The sequence below is a fragment of the Anaerolineae bacterium genome (assembly GCA_035529315.1).
In the GTDB taxonomy this organism is placed as follows: domain Bacteria; phylum Desulfobacterota; class Desulfobacteria; order Desulfobacterales; family ETH-SRB1; genus Desulfaltia.
On the sequence record DATKWZ010000037.1, the window covers coordinates 49,411 to 66,420 of the forward strand.

The 17,010-nt window shown below is 39.8% G+C and carries 16 protein-coding genes; 14 read left to right on the plus strand and 2 right to left on the minus strand.

From position 1 onward, the window contains the following. Nucleotides 1-75 precede the first annotated feature (75 nt). From VMW78_07295 to VMW78_07330, 8 genes are all read left to right on the plus strand, one after another. The gene (locus VMW78_07295) at nucleotides 76-1,161 is read left to right on the plus strand and encodes an AI-2E family transporter (protein HUV50804.1); all 1,086 of its coding nucleotides are present in this window, start codon (nucleotides 76-78) and stop codon (nucleotides 1,159-1,161) included. Beyond that, nucleotides 1,161-3,611, plus strand: a complete 2,451-nt coding sequence (gene gyrA / locus VMW78_07300; GenBank protein ID HUV50805.1) for a DNA gyrase subunit A — start codon at nucleotides 1,161-1,163, stop codon at nucleotides 3,609-3,611. Before VMW78_07295 ends, gyrA begins: the two co-directional genes overlap by 1 nt. Next, on the plus strand, nucleotides 3,604-4,635 hold the full coding sequence (locus VMW78_07305; GenBank protein ID HUV50806.1) for an NAD(P)H-dependent glycerol-3-phosphate dehydrogenase: 1,032 nt from the start codon (nucleotides 3,604-3,606) through the stop codon (nucleotides 4,633-4,635). Before gyrA ends, VMW78_07305 begins: the two co-directional genes overlap by 8 nt. 29 nt (nucleotides 4,636-4,664) lie before the next feature. Next, nucleotides 4,665-5,393: a DNA repair protein RadC gene (radC, locus tag VMW78_07310; GenBank protein HUV50807.1), complete on the plus strand. Its 729-nt coding sequence runs from the start codon at nucleotides 4,665-4,667 to the stop codon at nucleotides 5,391-5,393. Further along, the gene (locus VMW78_07315; GenBank protein HUV50808.1) at nucleotides 5,390-5,677 is read left to right on the plus strand and encodes a hypothetical protein; all 288 of its coding nucleotides are present in this window, start codon (nucleotides 5,390-5,392) and stop codon (nucleotides 5,675-5,677) included. Before radC ends, VMW78_07315 begins: the two co-directional genes overlap by 4 nt. A 99-nt stretch (nucleotides 5,678-5,776) precedes the next feature. Continuing rightward, nucleotides 5,777-6,973, plus strand: a complete 1,197-nt coding sequence (locus VMW78_07320; protein HUV50809.1) for a phosphoglycerate kinase — start codon at nucleotides 5,777-5,779, stop codon at nucleotides 6,971-6,973. Nucleotides 6,974-7,112: 139 nt separating this feature from the next. Next, entirely contained in the window at nucleotides 7,113-7,820 is a 708-nt protein-coding gene (locus VMW78_07325) for a VTT domain-containing protein (GenBank protein HUV50810.1), read from the plus strand. A gap of 204 nt (nucleotides 7,821-8,024) precedes the next feature. Continuing rightward, the gene (locus tag VMW78_07330; GenBank protein HUV50811.1) at nucleotides 8,025-9,098 is read left to right on the plus strand and encodes a hypothetical protein; all 1,074 of its coding nucleotides are present in this window, start codon (nucleotides 8,025-8,027) and stop codon (nucleotides 9,096-9,098) included. A 122-nt stretch (nucleotides 9,099-9,220) separates the two neighbouring features. On the opposite strand, the gene VMW78_07335 is transcribed toward VMW78_07330, so the two are convergent. Further along, on the minus strand, nucleotides 9,221-9,679 hold the full coding sequence (locus tag VMW78_07335) for an N-acetyltransferase (protein ID HUV50812.1): 459 nt from the start codon (nucleotides 9,677-9,679) through the stop codon (nucleotides 9,221-9,223). 170 nt (nucleotides 9,680-9,849) lie between these two features. On the opposite strand from VMW78_07335, the gene VMW78_07340 reads away from it, so the two are divergent. The 3 genes from VMW78_07340 to VMW78_07350 are packed head-to-tail and all read left to right on the plus strand — an operon-like array spanning nucleotide 9,850 to nucleotide 13,967. Next, nucleotides 9,850-11,667 carry a hypothetical protein gene (locus VMW78_07340; GenBank protein ID HUV50813.1) on the plus strand — a complete coding sequence of 606 codons (1,818 nt, stop codon included), beginning with the start codon at nucleotides 9,850-9,852 and terminating at the stop codon, nucleotides 11,665-11,667. A 40-nt stretch (nucleotides 11,668-11,707) separates the two neighbouring features. After that, nucleotides 11,708-13,123 (plus strand): hypothetical protein, encoded by a 1,416-nt coding sequence (locus VMW78_07345; GenBank protein ID HUV50814.1) that lies wholly within the window; start codon nucleotides 11,708-11,710, stop codon nucleotides 13,121-13,123. Then, complete coding sequence (locus tag VMW78_07350) at nucleotides 13,113-13,967, plus strand: HAD family hydrolase (protein ID HUV50815.1); 855 nt, start codon at nucleotides 13,113-13,115, stop codon at nucleotides 13,965-13,967. The genes VMW78_07345 and VMW78_07350 overlap by 11 nt, the downstream gene beginning before the upstream one ends. 8 nt (nucleotides 13,968-13,975) lie before the next feature. Here VMW78_07350 and VMW78_07355 read toward each other — a convergent pair whose 3' ends face one another. Then, on the minus strand, nucleotides 13,976-14,548 hold the full coding sequence (locus tag VMW78_07355; protein HUV50816.1) for a flavodoxin family protein: 573 nt from the start codon (nucleotides 14,546-14,548) through the stop codon (nucleotides 13,976-13,978). 244 nt (nucleotides 14,549-14,792) lie between these two features. Between VMW78_07355 and VMW78_07360 the strand changes: the two genes are divergently transcribed. The 3 genes from VMW78_07360 to dusB are packed head-to-tail and all read left to right on the plus strand — an operon-like array spanning nucleotide 14,793 to nucleotide 17,010. Beyond that, entirely contained in the window at nucleotides 14,793-15,116 is a 324-nt protein-coding gene (locus tag VMW78_07360) for a hypothetical protein (GenBank protein ID HUV50817.1), read from the plus strand. Continuing rightward, nucleotides 15,113-15,982 carry a DUF1848 family protein gene (locus tag VMW78_07365; GenBank protein ID HUV50818.1) on the plus strand — a complete coding sequence of 290 codons (870 nt, stop codon included), beginning with the start codon at nucleotides 15,113-15,115 and terminating at the stop codon, nucleotides 15,980-15,982. The genes VMW78_07360 and VMW78_07365 overlap by 4 nt, the downstream gene beginning before the upstream one ends. 50 nt (nucleotides 15,983-16,032) lie before the next feature. Continuing rightward, nucleotides 16,033-17,010, plus strand: coding sequence for a tRNA dihydrouridine synthase DusB (gene dusB, locus VMW78_07370; protein ID HUV50819.1), 978 nt, complete (start codon nucleotides 16,033-16,035; stop codon nucleotides 17,008-17,010).

A 17,010-nucleotide genomic window follows, 5' to 3' on the forward strand; every position in this document is an offset into this window, starting at 1 on the left:
GGGCCGTTTCCGGATCGAAATTTTATTCCAAGCAGTAAATTATTAGTACTTATTGATTTTGTTCTTGGAGATACTATGCGAGATGGTAATTCTCGAAATATCATTTTTTGGTTTTTTCTGAGCCTTTTTATTCTTTCAATTGCAATGCTCACATGGCTTATATGGCCATTTATATCGATAATTATTCTTGCCTCTGTTATGACAGGAATTTTCAGCCCTGTTTTTAATTTAATAAAAGTAAAAGATAAAATAACACCCCCTTTTGCCTCATTTTTAACCTGCGCTCTAATATTTTTTGTCGTGCTTATTCCAATAGTATTTTTTATTGGCATACTATCAAAAGAGGCACATGATCTTTATGTAACCGCAAAAGGTGCATTATTAAATGACCATATAAAAAATCTTATTTCAAGCAGCGGTCTTCTTGAAAAAGCAAACCTTTTGCTTAAGAATTTCAATGTTGAAATAACTGGAGATGCTCTAAACAAGACTATCTCAGAAATTGGTAAAATTATCGGTCTTTTTCTTTACGAGCAGGCCAGATCAATCGCCTCGAATACACTTGCGTTTTTTGCAAACATATTTCTCATGCTTCTTGTTATCTATTTTCTTTTAATTGACGGCGCCAGGCTGATTTCTTTTATTACAGACCTTTCCCCGCTCCCTAAAGAACAGGACGAAAAATTAATTCAAAAGTTCAAGGATATGGCGGGAGCCATTCTGATCGGCAACGGGCTTGGTGGTTTGATTCAGGGAATCCTGGGCGGAACAGTTTTTATGCTGTTTGGTTTAAAATCACCTTTTCTGTGGGGTGTGATAATGGCTCTGCTTGCATTTCTTCCTATAGTAGGAATAGGAGTTGTATTTATACCTGCGGCCATATATCTTTTTTTAAAAGGACAGATCGGCGCAGCTATTTTCTTTGTTATTTTTTATATAATCATTTCCGGCACCATTGAATATATCTTCAAGCCAAAAATAGTGGGCCAGCGCGTTAAAATGCATACACTTCTTGTATTCTTTTCCATAATCGGAGGCCTTAAGCTGTTTGGAATTGTTGGCATTATATACGGCCCGCTTGTTGTAACCGCATTTTTGACCCTGACCGATATTTATCATGCCAGCTACCGGAAACTGCTTGGGCCAAAGGAATTGACATAATGTATACTGGAAAAATGTCGGAAATCAGCATTGAAAACGAAATGAAAAAATCTTATCTTGATTATGCCATGAGCGTGATCATAGGAAGGGCTTTGCCGGATGTGCGTGACGGCCTGAAACCTGTCCATCGACGCGTACTGTTTGCAATGCGTGAGCTCAAAAACGACTGGAATAAACCTTATAAAAAGTCTGCCCGAATTGTCGGAGATGTTATCGGCAAATACCATCCTCATGGCGATACTGCTGTCTATGACACGATTGTGAGGATGGCGCAGGATTTTTCTTTAAGGTATCCCCTTATAAACGGCCAGGGAAATTTTGGCTCTGTTGACGGGGATTCTCCTGCTGCAATGAGATACACAGAGATCAGAATGATGCGCCTGGCGCATGAGATGCTGGATGATCTGGATAAAGAAACAGTTGAATGGACCGCTAATTATGATGAATCATTGAATGAGCCTTCAGTGCTTCCTGCTAAGATTCCCAATCTTTTGATCAATGGTTCTTCCGGCATAGCGGTCGGCATGGCAACCAATATTCCGCCGCATAATCTTTCTGAAATAATTACAGCAATAAATGCGATAATAGACAATAATGCAATTTCATGTCAGGACCTTATAAAACTGGTGCCTGGTCCCGACTTCCCTACAGGCGGCATTATTCACGGAACAACCGGTATATTTAACGCGTATAAAACCGGACGCGGTATAATCCGTGTAAGAGCAAGAATTCAAATCGAAAAGGACAAAAGAACACAAAGTGAAACCATAATAATTACAGAACTCCCTTATCAGGTTAACAAAGCCAGACTTATTGAAAAGATTGCCGAAATGATAAGGCACAAGCAAATAGAAGGGATAAGATATGTAAGGGATGAATCCGACAGAGAGGGAATGCGGATCGCTATCAGCCTTAAGAAAGATCAGGTTCCGGGGGTGGTTATTAATCAGCTTTATAAGCACACACAGATTGAAAACACCTTTGGCATTATACTTCTTGCTATTGTAAACAATCAGCCAAAACTTCTATCTTTAAAAGAGATCCTTAAATATTTTATTCTTCACCGCAAAAACATAATTATTCGGCGGACCACCTATGACTTGAAAAAGGCACAGGAGCGCGCGCATATACTTGAAGGCTTGAAAATCGCCCTTGATAATCTTGACGATGTTATTTCCCTTATTAAAAAATCAAAATCCCCTGTTGATGCAAAAGCAGGTCTGATTCAAAAATTTAACTTAAGCACAATCCAGGCTCAGGCAATATTGGATATGCGCCTGCAAAGGCTTACCGGTCTTGAACGCGAAAAAATATTAGAAGAATACAAGAACGTTTTACAAGATATCACAAGATTCAAAGAAATACTTGCCAGCGAAAAAATGGTGGAACAAATCATCAAAGAGGAGCTTTCCGAGATACAAAACGAATTCGGAGATCCTCGCCGCACTGAAATACTGGAAGCTACAAAGGAGATTACAATAGAGGACATGATTGTTGAAGAGGATATGGTCGTTACCATATCCAGCAGCGGTTATATAAAACGGAATCCGATTACCCTTTATCAAAGCCAGCGGCGGGGCGGTAAAGGAAAGACAGCCATGGGAATAAAAGATGAAGATTTCGTCAAACATCTCTTTGTAGCCTCCACTCACCATACATTTCTTTTTTTTACAAATCTGGGTAAGGTTTACTGGCGCAAAGTATATGATATCCCTCAGGCAGGTCGTTTGAGCCGCGGCAAGGCAATCGTTAATTTTCTTAACTTCGCAAAGGATGAAAAGCTTGCAACAGTGCTTGACGTACCGTCATTTGAACCAGGTTATCATATTATTAAGGCCACAAAAAAAGGGCTTGTAAAAAAGACCGATCTTATGGCTTACAGCCGCCCCAGGGCAGGAGGTATCATAGCCTTGAAACTTGCCGCAGATGATGAGTTGATCGGAACACGGATAACAGATGGAACAATGAATGTGTTCTTGTGTTCTGCCATGGGCAAATCAATACGTTTTCACGAATCTGATGTTCGTTCAACAGGCCGAGTTGCAAGTGGTGTACGCGGACTGAGGCTGGCTCCTGGTGACCCTATAGTCGGCATGGAGGTTTTGAGCCATGGCCAAACCCTGTTTACCGCCACAGAAAACGGGTACGGAAAAAGAACATCGATTGATGAATATCCTGTTCAGAAACGCGGTGGCAAAGGTGTAATTACTATTAAAACAAGTGAGCGGAATGGGCTCGTAGTTGCAATGCTTCTTGTGGAAGAGGATGACGACCTTATGCTCATGACTAACAGCGGCAAGATTATACGCATACCTATAAAAGGGATTTCGATTATCAGTCGCAATACCCAGGGCGTAAAGCTTATAGATATTAATCCCGGAGAAAAGGTCGTGGGAGCTGCCGGGCTTGCTGAAAAGGAAGAGGAAAGGGTAATACAACTCAATGAATAATATAGATGTAAATTCCACAAAAATCGGTGTCGTGGGAAGCGGAAGCTGGGGAACGGCTTTGGCCGATCTTCTTGGCCGGAAAGGTTTTAATATTGATCTGTGGGTATTTGAAGCTGAAGTAATTAAGCAGATTAAGGAGTTAAAAGAAAACAGGCTGTTTCTTCCCGGTATTTCCCTTTCTTCAAACATATGCCCGTCAAACAATCTATCTCGTGTTGTATCGGGCAAAGACCTGGTAGTTATTGTTGTGCCGTCTCACTTTATGAGGGAAACATCACATAAAATTGCCGAATATGTTTCAAAGGATACTATTATAGTTTCCGCCTCAAAAGGGATTGAGAACAAAACCCATTTAACCATGTCCGGCGTGCTTAAAGAAACACTTCCGAAAATTCCTGAGAAGCATATTGCAGCCCTTTCCGGCCCCAGCTTTGCCCGTGAAGTTGCTTCAAACGTTCCGACCTTAGTCGCTGTAGCATCAAAGGACAAAAAGATAGCCTCCTTTGTGCAACATGTCTTTGCCACAGCTCTTTTTAGAGTATACACAAACAATGATATTATAGGAGTGGAATTAGGCGGTTCCGTCAAGAATGTAATTGCCATTGCCTCAGGAATGATCGATGGGCTCGGTTTTGGTCTGAATACCAGGGCCGCCCTTATTACCAGAGGTCTTACGGAAATCAGGCGCCTCGGCTTAAAGCTTGGGGCAAACCCACGCACATTCACCGGCCTGGCCGGTGTTGGAGACCTGATCCTGACCTGTACCGGCACGTTAAGCCGCAATTATACCGTCGGTAAACAGTTAGGCCAGGGAAAGAAGTTGCAGGATATCCTGTCTGAAATGCGCATGGTTGCCGAAGGAATTAAAACAGCTAAATCTGTTTACAACCTGTCTCGCAAGATCGGCGTTGAAATGCCGATTTCTCACGAGATCTACCATATACTTTATGATGATGCCTCTCCCAAAGGGGCGCTGGACAGGCTGATGGCTCGTGATCTTAAGCATGAGTTTGATGAATTATAGATATAAAAAATTGACCGGTATTTAACCAGATGCCAACTACTGACTCTCATAAAGGAACGGGACACAGGCAAAGGTTGCGGGACAAATTTCTTGCTTCAGGCCTGTCAGGGTTTCATGACTATGAGGTGATTGAACTTCTTCTAACCCTTGCCACTCCGCAAAAGGACTGCAAAGAAACCGCTAAAGCCGCTTTAAAAAGATTTAAGACTCTCCAGAAAGTACTTGAGGCATCTACTGCAGAGCTTTGCATGATTGATGGCATAGGCCCTAAAAATTTAATCGGGTTAAAACTGATAAAGGCTGTTGCCGACAGGTATCTGAAAAAGAAATTAATAGAAAAAAAACCTCTTAATAACTCAAAAGAATTATTTGAATATCTATACCACAGCATGAAGGGGAAAAGCAGGGAGAATTTTAAGGTAATTTTTTTAGATGCAAAAAACAATGTTGTTGCAATCGAAACACTCTTTCAAGGCACATTAACAGCCAGTTCTGTTTACCCAAGGGAGGTTGTCCAGGCAGCCCTGAATCAGCACGCTGCAGCGCTTATTTTTGCCCATAACCATCCTTCCGGGGATCCAGAACCATCCGCCGAAGACATCTCCATAACCAAGCAACTTGTTTTTGCATGTAAAACAATGGGGATAACCGTTCATGAACATTTGGTAATAGGAAACAACAACTATTTCAGCTTTGCGGACCAAGGACATATTGCCGGAATGAATCGTGAGTTTGAGAAAATAAATAAAGGAAAATGAAAGATAAAAAGAAGAAATGTCCATCCTGTTTTGGAATTATTGACATTGTTTTTCCAAAAACAGATGATGGCCTGAGAACCACCCCAGAGGCTTGTTTTGAGTGTCCCCATAAAACAGAATGCCTGAGGTCGGCCTTGAAGGAACTGGGGGGACTCAAGGTCCGTGAAGAGTTCGTAGACAGGGCATATGAGTCGGGCATGATAGGTTTTCTGGATAGATGGTCCCAAAAAAAGGTGTTAAGCCGCAAGATAAAGGAACAAAGCACAAAAACAGGAAAAGTTTGAGGTGAGCTAAAGCTGATGAATCGCTTTGCTCTATTTTTAAATTTTGAATTATGAGTTTTTAATTCAAAATTTAAAATCATTCAGAACCAGGAGTAAACAATGAAATCAATTAAAGAAATAGATATTATAAATAAGAGGGTTTTTATCAGGGTCGATTTTAATGTTCCCATAGATAGCCAGCAGAATATTATGGATGACACCAGGATTCGGGCTGTTCTTCCTACCTTAAGATATGCCCTGGACAATCAGGCAAAGCTGATTATAGCTTCACACATGGGCAGACCAAAAGGAAAGAAATCGCATGAACTAAGCCTTAAACCAATAGCCAAACGGTTGGGCAGACTGCTTGAAAAAGATGTGAAGATGGCAAACGATTGTATAGGTCCTGATGTAAAATCGCTTATATCAGCTATGAAAGCAGGCGACATTGTTCTTCTCGAAAACTTACGATTTCATCAAGAAGAACAGGAAAATAACGACGAGTTTGCCAAAGAGCTTGCATCGCTTTGCGATGTATATGTAAATAATGCTTTTGCAGTATCACACCGTGTCAACGCTTCTGTCGTAGCTATTACAAAATATGCGCCTGTCTCAGTTGCCGGCTTTCTGCTTCAAAAAGAAATCGGTTATTTTTCAAAGATAATGGCCAGTCCTCAACGCCCTCTTGTCGCAATCATCGGCGGCGCAAAAGTATCCGACAAGCTTATGGCATTAGATAACATGCTGGAGCACGTTGATAAGTTCATAATCGGCGGAGCCATGGCAAACACCTTTTTGAAAAGCAAAGGCTATGATATTGGGAAATCAAAAATCGAAGAAGATCTTGTAGAAACAGCCGGATTGATAATGGAAAAAGCCGCTAAGCGCAAAATCAAGTTCTATCTTCCGATTGATGCCGTAGTTGCAAGACGCCTTGACCCAGAAGCTCAAACAAAGATAGTTCCTTTGCAGGAGATCCCTGAAAACTGGATGATTATGGATATAGGCCCTGCCAGCTCTTTGCTCTTTTCCGAAGTTCTTCATAACGCAAAAACAGTAATTTGGAACGGCCCCATGGGTGTGTTTGAAATCGACTCTTTCAGCAGAGGCACAATTGCCATGGTCCACAATGTAGCTAACTGCTACGCCCTCACTGTTGTGGGCGGAGGCGATACAGATGTCGCTATCCATAAAGAAGGCGCTACTGATATGATAACATATATTTCAACAGGTGGGGGGGCATTTCTCACCATGTTAGAGGGAAAGACATTGCCTGCAATAGCCGCCCTGGAAAATGCTGAAAAAACATACAAGTAATAATTGCAGAAACTGTTCAAGTAGCCGCCAAGACACTAAGAATAGATATGATTGATAAATTTTAAGATAATTATATTATAATCTTAGGGTCTTAGTGGCTGAATAGTTACTGATTGCAAAGGTAAACATTCTAACTCTAATGGCCCTAAAATCTCTTTCCGGTAAACATATTGTTTTAATACTTATAATTTTATTATCCCTTGCATTGCCGGGTTATTTCTACAGAATGCAATTATGGGAAGGTGTTGCGCAGTGCTATAATCTTTTTATTGACAGAGAAAAGGCCAAAACATTCATCACATCATTCGGCATGGCAGCGCCTGTGGTTTTTATGATAATTCAGGCCCTTCAGGTTCTCTTTGCTCCTCTCCCGGGCGAAGCTACAGGCTTTATCGGAGGCTATCTGTTCGGAGCAACCAAAGGTTTCTTGTATTCCAGTTTGGCTTTGACTGTGGGATCGTTGATCAACTTTGTTGTCGGCCGCTTTCTCGGAAAACATTATATCAGGAAGCTTATCCCAAGCGCTTATTTAAAAAGATTCGATACTGTTTTTAAACATCAGGGAATTTTTGTTTCTTTTCTTTTATTTGTTCTTCCAGGCTTTCCAAAAGACTATTTTTGTTTTTTCCTTGGTTTAAGTTCTATCCCTGCCAGGATTTTCATTATTATTGCCTGCATAGGACGCATGCCTGGAACATTTATGCTAAGCCTTCAGGGATCATCAATTTACGAGCAGAATTACAAGCTGTCCGCCCTTGTCCTTGGCTTAAGCGTTGTTATTACCCTCTTTGCATACAGGCACAGAAAAACTCTTTATCAGTGGATGGAAAAGTTTAACAATAAATAATCGGCTGTTGACGGTTGAAATAGATAATGATAATTATATATGTTAGAGGTTTCTGCAACTTATTGAAACTCCTGTGACTTTAGTCGAATCATCGAGTTGTAAGGGGCATTGAACTACTCGACCAATTTGTGAGCAAAGCAAACTAAGCACGATAATGGTTGCCAACGATAAATATACAATGGAGTTTGAAGGTTGATTAGCACAGTGGGGAAAAAAATTGCATGCTGGAGCGTAAGGGAGGAACTTAGCCAGGCAAACAAATTAAGGCGCTCATATTACGAGCTTTTGAGAGATGAGCTTGATCAATTCATGATCCAGTATGCTCTAATAGATTCCTATACAAATTTTACCAACAAAAAACTCCCTTATCCCTTTGTTGAAAAACGGGAGCTCAAACCACGCGCTCGCATCCCGGCCGTTGAATACGAAGGCCAGAATACCTTTCTTATAATCTTTATTGAGGATGCAATACCTGCAAGCCACAAGAAATATATTAGATTCCTTGACGTTAACAAAACTACAAAGGCTAATTTACTTCTCTCCAAGACCCTTCCTCTTTCAGAAAAGTTTGACCGGAATCAAAAACACTTTGAGTCTGTCCATTTTTTTAATTTTTTAAGGGTTCTTCTTCCGGTTGATTATGCCCTTCTTATCCAAAGGAATATGGCTAGAAAGGCCAGAGACCGGTATGATCTTTCCCACTTTCATGTTAAAATAGACTGGCCTATTGCTGAAGCAGCAGAAGATCTTGCACAAAATCTTCGATATATATCAAAGGACCTGTATGAAAAAGGGGATAAATACGCTGAAGATATACAGAAAAAATTTTTCGAACATTACGGGCTCCCTGTAATGTCCGGAGGAAGAAGAACGGCAGCTATTGTAGCATCCCAGTATTTGAAAAAGCTCCCATGTATTTCAACCGTGTACGCAGGAAGCAGTGAATCAAGAGCTCTTATACGCATTTCTGAAAGGGGAACATCTAAATCGGTTCTAATGAAGCTCACAGAGGAGGAAATGAAACAGATAGCAGCAGATAATAATCTTGCGCTGCAGACTTTCAAGAAGAATTATATGATTTTCCGAAACAGAAAAGATGGCGTATTTATTTTCCAGGCCACCTATTCATTTACAGATCATGCCAAACCGCCTGATGACGGCAAACTGAGAGAACTTGTCCCTGATTTTTATATGCTGACGGTCGGAGGACAGCATATACTTCCAAAACCCAGTGTGTGGAAGTATCCTCCGCTATCGTTAAATATTATCTATTCATAAGTAACTCTACAACGGCACTTGTTGTTTCGACCAAAGGGAGAAATTTTTAACTATTTGTTTTATAACAAGATTTCTCGTAGCCTCGCTCCTCGAAATGACATCTGAAATAGCAAGTGACAGGGTTAATCTATATCCTTCATCATTGCTATTTCATCGCAATCCGGGAACTTGATGCACAGCAGGCAGTCCCCCCAGATTTTAAGCGGAAGTTTTGATCTGTCTATTTCCACAAAACCGTATCTCTTAAAAAATTCAGGCTGGTAGGTAAGAGTAAACACCTTTTTCATATTATATGATTTTGCCTCGGAAAGGGCTGCTTCAGTAAGCATTGAGCCGATATTTTTACCGGTGTGTTCAGGCTGAACTGCTAATGATCGTATTTCCGCCAAGTCCTCCCAGCAAAATTGCAAAGCACAGCAACCCATAACTTTTTTCCCCTTATCATCCACGCATACCGAAAAATCTCTGAGATGATCATAAAGTTCAGTTAAAGGCCGGGGAATAAGTTCTCCTTTTCTTCCATATTCATTAAGAAGCCGGTGGATAGCTTTTATATCATTTATTTTCGCTTTTCGAATCATAATAATTTACATATCATCATTGCCGATCAAATCAAGCAGAAAAGTCGCGGGCTCAAAAAGTCTCAAAATATCCGATATTGACTTCTGATAAAATGTTATATATAAAAAATTTTCGTAAAAGCAAAAAAAATGCTGTGAGTTATTTAACTTTTTTATTAAGTATATAAAATATGCAAAATTATTATCATACATTTCATATTCCTGTTATGGGCACAGGACACTCGGTGGACACCCCTATCCGTGTTGCCCCGCTTGGCATTACCTCTGTAATTTCTCTTGTAGATGATATTTTACTTGAAAAAATCAGAAAATATTACTGCAACATGTATTCAATGCAGTATCACAGGATTCTTAAGAATGCAAAGGATGGCAGAGCAAAACGGATTACAGCCTATCTTGAAACAGTCGGCAAGATAGTTCAGATTAAAATGGAGAATATAAAAAAACAGCCTTTTTTTAAAAAAAACGATAAAACAAAATACTTTGAGCTTCTGCCTGATAAATCCCGGCTAAAAACCGAATATAACAAACTTCTAAAAATGAAGGAAGGACTTAAAAAAGATTTTTTGGCAAAAGATTTGACAAATAGAATGCTGCCGGGCTCTATCGACGTCAACATTATGGTAAAACTTGACAGGGCTTATTATGATAACATCCTGACCATTATTGATGAATTCAGCGATGCCAAAGCAGCGCTTAGAGGATATGCCAACAGCAGCCTTGAGTCAGCCATTGTGTTTTCTGCAGGCATCAATCAAAGACTGTTCGACTATATAACCTGTTTCAAAGACTTTTACAGGGATAAAACAGGAAAAATCAAAAAAAAGATAATTCTAAAGGTCAGCGACTTCCGCTCAGCCCTTATACAGGGCAAGTTTTTGGCAAAAAAAGGGTTGGAAGTATATGAATTCCGAATTGAATCAGGTCTTAATTGCGGAGGCCATGCTTTTGCTTCAAACGGAATTTTACTTCCCGATCTTTTAAAGGAATTCAAAGAAAAACGCGATGACCTTATGGCAAAATTTCAGCCTCTAATAAACAAATATTACAAAAAAATGGAGTGGGAATATCCTGAAAAGGCTTTAAGCGCCAGGCCACTTATTACCGTGCAGGGCGGAATCGGCACTCACGGAGAAAACCTCAGGCTAAGAAAATATTTTGGGATGGATCTTACAGGCTGGGCCAGCCCTTTTTTGCTGGTTCCTGAAGCCACATGCGTGGATACCTCTACCCAGGAACTTCTAAAACATGCCGGTGAAAAGGACCTCTACCTGAGCGACGTCTCACCCATTGGAATCCCCTTTAATAATATACGCAAAAGCGGGTCTGAAATCTACACAAATAAAATGATCGCAAAGGGCACACCAGGCTCCATGTGCACCAAGGGTTTTCTTGTATCCAATATCGAGTTTACTCAAAAGCCTATTTGCCTTGCCTCCAGACAATATCAAAAAATAAAGCTGGAAGAGATAAGAAATATGGATATTTCCGACAAGGAAAAGGAAGAGCTAAGCCGGAAAGTTGTTGAAAAAACATGTCTCTGCGATCATCTGGGGAATGGAGCACTTATTGCTTTAGGAATAGCCGGTGAAAAAAATGCGCCTCAGTCAATATGTCCGGGGCCCAATATAGCATGGTACAACAGGTTATACTCGCTTAATGAGATGGTAGACCATATTTACGGAAGAGGCCCATCACTGGTTCCGTCAAAGCGCCCTCACATGTTTGCCGCTGAAATAGTAATGTATGTGGATTATTTTAAAAAACTGATAGACAACAGCACATGCACCCATATTGAAATAAAAGAGATTCTTAGTTTTAAAAGCAATCTTGAAAAGGGAATGGATATCTGCCTTGATATCGCTAAAATGAAACCATATCACGGAGAAAACCTGGCTTCGATTCCTCCATGCGTCGAAGAACAAAGGAAACGGTTGAGAGACATCTATGCCTCTTTTAAAGAAAATAAAACAATAACGATTACGTAAAAGCATAAGGATAATATACCCGCAATGACGGCCTTATAAAATGAAGATAGCCTTTGCTCATTATCATCTTAAAACCGGCGGGGTAACAACTGTATTAAGGCAACAGATTGAAGCTGTAAAAAACGACTGTGATGTTCTTGTTCTCACGGGAGAACCTCCTGATTCCCCCTTCCCTGCCGATATAAAACATATCCCCGGGCTTGCTTATTACAGCGGGTCATCCCAAAAAACATTTAATCCAAAAAAGGTCGCGGAATCAATAAGCGAGGCAATCCATTCAAAATGGAAAGAAGGATGTGATATTCTGCATATTCATAATCCCTTGCTTGCCAAAAATAAAACTTTTTTAAAAATTTTACATGAGCTGCAAAAAAGAGGGATCAGGCTTTTTTTGCAGATCCATGATTTTGCGGAAGACGGCCGTCCATTATCATACTTTGATGAGGATGAGTATGTGCCCGACTGCCATTACGGGGTAATAAATTCCCGCGATTACGATATCCTGCTTAAGGCAGGTTTGAAAAAGAAAGGTCTGCATAAGATCTTCAACACAATAAAACCTTTCGAGTTTAAAAAAAAAGCTGCAAAAACAGAAAACTTTGTTCTATATCCGATTCGCGCCATCAGAAGGAAAAATATCGGCGAAGCGATTCTTTTATCCTTGTTTTTCGAAAATCATGAGGCTCTTTTCATAACTCAACCGCCAAACAGCCGGATTGATATTATAAGTCATAATGGATGGAAAAGATTTGCGGAAGAAAACAGCCTCGATATACTGTTTGAGGCTGGATTAAAATATGACTTTAAACAGCTTGTGCTTTCTGCAAGATTTCTTATTACAACAAGCATAACAGAAGGGTTCGGTTTTTTATTTCTTGAACCATGGACAGCCCAAAAAACACTTTGCGGAAGAAAGCTTCCGGATATATGTTATGATTTTGAACAAAACGGGATTAATCTCGATCATCTTTATACAAAACTCCTTGTTCCTCTAAAATGGCTTAACAAAAAAGACCTTTACGAAATATGGAGAGCATCTGTTTTAAGGGCCTGCTCCTTGTTTAATTACAAAATTGACAACAAAAATATTGAAAAGGGTTTCTCTGCAATAACAAAAAATAATAATATTGATTTTGGGTTACTGGACGAATCATTTCAAAAGCAGATAATCTCCTGTGTGCTCTCGGATAAAAAGAATGCAAACAGGCTGCGCTCCCTTAATCCGTATCTTTCACATATCGAAGAAATAAAAGATCAAGAAAACTTGATACAAAATAATATGAAAGCTGTGCTCAGTAATTATAATAATACAATATATAAGAAAACGCTTTTTGAGATTTACTCAAATGTATGCAAAAATCCTGTTACACATAGGATAGATAAAAAGATTCTCCTTTCAGAATTTTTGAATCTGCAAAATTTCAGCCTTCTTAAATGGGGCGATTATGTTCAATAACGAGCTTATATCACAATATATAACCCCACTTTCTCCTGTTCCAACCACACTTTGCCGGAGCGGAAACTTAAAAAAAAAGATCAAATGCATGATTTTTGATATTTACGGCACACTATTTATCAGCGGATCCGGCGACATCGGCATCGCAAAGAAAAAGTCCCCGAAAGCATACATGAAAACATACGAGCTTAAACAATTGCTGATTGAATTCAAAATAAGAAAAACCCCTGAAGCTGTTTTGAATGATCTTTTCTCAGCTATTGAAAAAAAACACGACAAACTGAAAAAACAGGGAATTGACTTCCCGGAAGTCGAGATAGACCGCATATGGATGAGCATTCTAAAAAATAATGACCCGGTCACAGTCAGAAAATTTGCGGCTATATTTGAAATAATCGTAAATCCTGTATATCCGATGCCGAATCTTAGAGAGATGCTTTCCGCATGCAAAAAATCACAAGTACTGCTCGGTATTATTTCTAATGCTCAGTTCTATACACCCTTTCTATTCAAGTGGCTCCTGGATTCAAACTTGGAAAAACTCGGATTTCATCCTGATCTAACCCTGTTTTCATATAAATCAGGGCACGCAAAACCATCGCCATTTATGTTTCAATCAGCGCTTGAAAGGCTTAAACGCTTAAATGTTCCCGCCGACTCAGCCCTTTACATAGGCAATGATATGCTAAACGACATTTACCCTGCAAAAAAAACAGGATTTAACACAGCCCTTTTTGCAGGAGATACAAGATCTTTAAGGCTCAGAAAAGATGTTGGGGAATGTAAAACCTTATCTCCAGATCTTGTAATAACCGATCTGATCCAACTACTCGACTATATATAAAATACTGTTCAATCTTGCAACAGAGCGCTGACAGCCTTTTTTACATCTTTGAGGACTGTTGGATGTTTTTCCATATCTCCTGGATTCTCTATCCGCCTGTATGTAAGACTTCCATAATAGTCGGCTCCAACAGCATCAAAAAAATATTTTGCGGTCAGGTGTACTCCGTCAAACAGATTTTCCCCCTTTGAAGCTCCAAGTGCGAGCAAAAATCCGCGCCTGGATTTTGTGTCCAGATCATTCAGTTTCAGCAAATATTTTCTTGCCCAAAACACCTGGCATCTGTCGATGAGCGCCTTAAGCTGAGCAGTGGTATGATAAAAAAATATCGGGGTAGCAGCTACAATAACGTCCGCTTTACGCAGCAGCGGATATATTTCATTCTTCATGTCGTCATCAATAGGACAAAATCCCTTTTTTGAACACACATTATATTCTCTGCAAGGTATAATGTTTTTTTTGTCAACTTCAATAACATGTGTCTGAGCGCCAAGTTTTTTTGCTTCGCGCATAAACAAAGACAGCAGAAAGGCTGTGTTCCCTTTTTCCCGTGGGCTTCCCTGTAAACCGAGTACCATCATAATATAAAAATCCTTGCTTTAAGAGTATATTTTGAATAAAAAAGAAATAATTTCATATAATATATTGATAAATTCGTAAAAAGTCAAAAAACCACTTTTTACGAAACCTAACACTTAACACCTCAATGTCATTAACATAGGCGATTTTATTATTAATCACCACGAAGACCATGAAGAATTTTTCTTTATCTTCACGTCCTTCGTATCCTTCGTGGTAAAAAAATATTAAGGATAAACAATTAAAATGGCAACTGAAAGAGATATTGTGCTTATATATTCGGAAGGCACACCGCTTACCTTTGCAAGAATAGAGGAAATATTACCGGATATAAGACCAAACTGGTATCATGTAAACCTTCTTATTCTCCAGATACCCCTTCAGCCTGTCACATGGATTTTAAGAGATTCATATATTAATGGTGAAGAATTTACAATGGATGGAAGAAAAGTACGTTTGGAGCTGATAGAATGCCCGGAAATTGCTGAAAAACCTGATGTGCATGAAGAAAAATCCAAAGGCTCAAAAAAGGGGAAGTTAATATTACTGAAAAATCGAAACAAGGTATGAATAAAATAGTGATTTCCGCTTCCCGCAGAACAGACATTCCAGCCTTCTACATGCGCTGGTTTATGGATCAGATCCAACACAAATTCTTTAAAATTATAAATCCATACAACAAGCATGTATCAGTAGTTCCTGCAACACCAGACATGGTTCACACCATTGTGTTCTGGTCAAAAAACTTTGGGCCCTTTATAAAGGGCAAATTCGGTGAAAAGCTTATAGAAATGGGATTTAATCTATTTTTTAATTTTACGATTAATTCAGATTCGCCCATGCTTGAGCCTAATGTGCCCCCTTTAAAGGAACGCTTAAAGCAGCTTGAATATCTCTGCGGTAATTTTGGCTCAAGATGTATAAGCTGGAGGTTTGATCCAATATGTTTTTACAAGACAAACAATGGGGGCATAAAAGACAATCTGCATGATTTGCTTAAAATTGCACGCAGGGCTTCCAAATACGGTATCAGAAGATGTATTACCAGTTTTATGGATGATTACCGTAAAATTCGCAAAAGAACCGCATTAATTCCAGGTTTTTCATTTATAGATCCGCCAATTGACAAGAAAAAAAATGTAATTATAAGAATGGAAGAGGAGCTAACTGCGGAAAAGATTGAAGTATATGCCTGCTGTGAAAAAGATCTGATAGATATTCTTCCCACGACCTCAGGTATAAAAAAAAGTTCATGCATACCAAATGATCTTCTAATTGGAATATACGGCGGCACTCTTTCCCTCAAAAAGGATACAGGCCAAAGGATAAAGAATGGATGCGGATGTATGACTTCCGTTGATATTGGCTCGTACGATCTTCATCCATGTTATCATAACTGTCTTTTCTGTTATGCTAATCCATGCTCTATTTCATAATTTTAGTGACCTATATTTTTAAAAAATATTACATTCCATAAAATAATCAAATGAAAATAGGCCCCCTTACTCTTGACAATATTACAATATTAGCCCCTCTTGCAGGAATTACCAACCTGCCTTTCAGGATTCTCGCCAAAGAAGCGGGCTGCGCGCTTGTCTGCACCGAAATGATAAGCGCTAACGGACTTGTCTATGAATCAAAAAAAACAAAACAAATGCTCAAAAGCCTGCCCCAGGAAAAGCCTCTGTCTGTTCAGATATTTGGTTCAGATCCCGCTGTAATGGCTGAAGCAGCCCAGATAGTTGAATCCTCGGGAGCGGATTTGATTGACATCAACTTTGGCTGCTCGGTAAAAAAGGTGGTTAAAACAGGCTCCGGCGTTGCACTGATGCAAAGGCTTGACAACGCCGAGGCCATTATCACGGCTGTCAGAAAAGCCGCCAATATCCCGCTTACAATAAAAATCAGAACAGGATGGGATAGGTCGGGCACACAGGCCTTAATTCTGTCAAAAATAGCTCAGGAGTGCGGTGTGGACGCAATTGCCGTGCATCCGCGCACAGCCTCCCAGGGATTCAGAGGCGAGGCAGACTGGTCAATAATTACAGCGATAAAAAGTGCGGTCACCATACCTGTTATTGGAAATGGAGATATTATTACACCACAAGATGCTATAAAAATGCAAAGGATTACCGGCTGCAATGCCATTATGATTGGAAGAGCGGCAATCGGGAATCCATGGATTTTTTCTCAGGTACTGGCCCTTGCCAGGGGCGATGATGTATTGCCCATAGATATTACGCATCGCTTTGAGACCATGATAAGATATTGCAAAATGTTGGTTCAATGTTTTGGAGAAAAATCAGCGTGCAGGATGATGCGTAGCCGTCTTGGCTGGTTTGCCAAAGGCTTGCGTTTTAGCAGTAAATTCCGCGAATCAATAAAGCGGATTTCGTCTGAAAATGAAACAATAGAATTAATCAAGGCATATATGGAATTATTGCAACAGGAGAAAGAGATATGA